A 2638-nucleotide genomic window follows, 5' to 3' on the forward strand; every position below is an offset into this window, starting at 1 on the left:
CCCTGGCCAGGCCGCGCGCCTGGCGGCTGAACTGGGAGTAGACAAGGTCTACACCGACCCACAACAGTTGCTCGACGACCCGGACATCGACGGCGTGATCATCGCGCCCCCGCCCGCAGCCATGCCGAACTGGTGATCAGCGCCGCCCGCGCCGGCAAAGGAATCTTCTGCGAAAAACCCATGGCCATCACCCTCGATGAAGCCGACCGCGCCATTGCCGCCGCCGCCGATGCCCGCGTTGCGTTGCAGGTCGGCTTCAACCGCCGGTTCGCCAAGAGCTTCCGCACGGCCCACCTCGACGTACTGGCCGGGCGCATCGGTACGCCGCAACTGCTGCGCTCGCTGACCCGCGACCCGGCGCTGAACAACCCGGCCAACTCGCCACAATGGGTGATCTTCCTGGAGACCCTGATCCACGACTTCGACACCCTGCGCTACCTCAACCCCGGCGCCGAGGCGGTGCAAGTCCACGTAATGGCCGACGCCCTGATCGCCCCGGCGTACAAAAGCCAGGGTTTCCTCGACACCGCCGTGGTCACGATCCGCTTCGACAACGGTGCGATTGCCACCGCCGAAGCGAACTTTCAAGCGGTGTATGGCTACGACGTGCGCGGCGAAGTGTTCGGCAGCGCCGGCATGCTGACCATGGGCGGCGTGCAGGAGTCCGACCTGCTGCGCTACCTGGCCCAGGGCATCCAGGCCGATACCCAACGTCTGGACACCGACCTGCTGCGCGACGCCTACGTTGCCGAACTCAACCACTTTGTCGACTGCCTGCGCAGCGGCGCCAAGCCCCTGGCCAGCGGCGAAGATGCGCGGGCGGCGCTGGCGATTGCCCGCGCCTGCATCGCGTCCTATGAGCAAGGCCAGGCGGTGGCCCTGTGATCCCGTTCAAGCTGGCGATCAGTGCCGAGATGGTGTTTCTCGACCTGCCCTTCGTCGAGCGCGTCAAACGCATTCATGCACTGGGCTTTTGCGCGGAAATCTGGAGCTGGACAGACAAGGACATCAACGCCCTCGCCGCCACCGGCGCCAATTTCACCTCGATGACCGGCTATATCAGCGGCACCCTCACCGACCCCGACGGCAGCCGCCGCATGCTCGACAGCGCCCGCGAGTCCTTGAGCGTCGCCGAGCGCCTCGATTGCCCCAGCCTCAACCTGCACGGCACCGGCCTGGGTGACGGTGGCCTGCCGGTGCAACCCGTCAGCCAGACCACCGGGCGCATGTGGCTGAGCGCCTGCAAGACCCTGGAGAAAATCGCGCGCCTGGGGGAAGACGCCGGCCGCGTGTTCCTGCTGGAAAACCTCAACACCGAGGTCGACCACCCCGGCACCCCGTTCGCCCGCGCCGACGACACCCTGGCGTTGATCGAAGCCGTGGGCAGCCCGCACCTGAAAATGAACCTGGACCTGTACCACGCGCAGATCGGCGAAGGAAACCTGATCGAACTGATCCAGCGCGCAGGCTCCGCCATCGGTGAAATCCAGGTGGCCGACGTACCGGGGCGCAAAGAGCCCGGTACCGGTGAAATCCACTACCCGGCCATCGCCAGGGCCCTGCACGGCATAGGCTACAGCGGCGTGGTCGGCCTGGAAGGCTGGGCCAGCGGCGACAGCGAACTGGCCCTGGAGCGTTTCCGCCAAGCATTCACCCTATAACAATAAAAGGAACACCCTCATGCCTCGTTATTCATTGCTCGTTGCCGCACTGTTACTGCTGTTCAGCCAATGGACCTTCGCCGCTTACCGCATCGGGGTCAGCATCGCCAGGGTCGACGATAACTTCATGACCTACGTACGCACCGGCCTGGAAGCCGCCGCCAGGCAGCAGGATGTACAGATCCAGTTCGAAGATGCCCAGGGCGACGTGGTGCGCCAACTCAACCAGGTCGAGGGATTCCTCAACCAGAAAGTCGACGCGGTGATCGTGCTGCCGGTGGACACCTCCGCCACCGCCAACATGACCCGCGCCGCAGTGGCCGCCAAGACGCCGCTGGTGTACGTCAACCGCCATCCGGATGAACGCACCCTGCCCAAGGGCGTGGTCACCGTGGCCTCCAATGACATCGAGGCCGGGCAATTGCAGATGCGCTACCTCGCGCAAAAACTCGGCGGCAAAGGCACGGTGGCGATCATCATGGGTGACCTCGCACAAAACGCCACCCACGACCGTACCGAAGGCGCCAGGCAGGTGCTCAAGGACTTTCCGGGGATCAAGGTGGTGGAGCAGCAAAGCGCCGAATGGCAGCGCAGCAAAAGCATGGACCTGACGAGCAACTGGCTGCTGGCGGGCACGCAATTCGATGCGATTGTGGCCAACAACGATGAGATGGCGATCGGAGCGGCCATGGCGTTGCAACAGTCCGGCAGGGCCAAGGGCGAGGTGGCGATTATCGGCATCGACGGTCTGCCCGACGGCCTGGCAGCGGTAAAGCGCGGGATGCTGGCGGCGTCGGTGTTCCAGGACCCCAAGGCCCAGGCCACCAAAGCGGTGGAGTCGGCGATCCGGATGATCAAGGGTGAGCCGATCGAAGCCGAGGTGTGGGTGCCGTTCGAGCTGATCAAGCCCGAACAGGTGGCGGTGTTCGAGCAGCGCTACAAATAACCTGGCGTACACCGCTGCAAATGTGGGAGGG

At 64.9% G+C, this 2638-nt stretch carries 2 protein-coding genes and 1 pseudogene; all 3 read left to right on the forward strand.

Going from position 1 to position 2638, the window contains the following annotated elements; genetic code table 11:
- Positions 1–885, forward strand: a pseudogene (locus tag JWR98_RS29030) (Gfo/Idh/MocA family oxidoreductase); the annotation flags it as partial.
- 29 nt (positions 886–914) lie between these two features.
- The gene (locus tag JWR98_RS29035; protein ID WP_078732900.1) at positions 915–1661 is read left to right on the forward strand and encodes a TIM barrel protein; all 747 of its coding nucleotides are present in this window, start codon (positions 915–917) and stop codon (positions 1659–1661) included.
- A gap of 19 nt (positions 1662–1680) precedes the next feature.
- On the forward strand, positions 1681–2607 hold the full coding sequence (locus JWR98_RS29040) for a sugar ABC transporter substrate-binding protein (protein ID WP_078732762.1): 927 nt from the start codon (positions 1681–1683) through the stop codon (positions 2605–2607).
- Positions 2608–2638 lie beyond the last annotated feature (31 nt).

It is taken from the genome of Pseudomonas lactucae (assembly GCF_016937615.1).
GTDB lineage: Bacteria > Pseudomonadota > Gammaproteobacteria > Pseudomonadales > Pseudomonadaceae > Aquipseudomonas > Aquipseudomonas lactucae.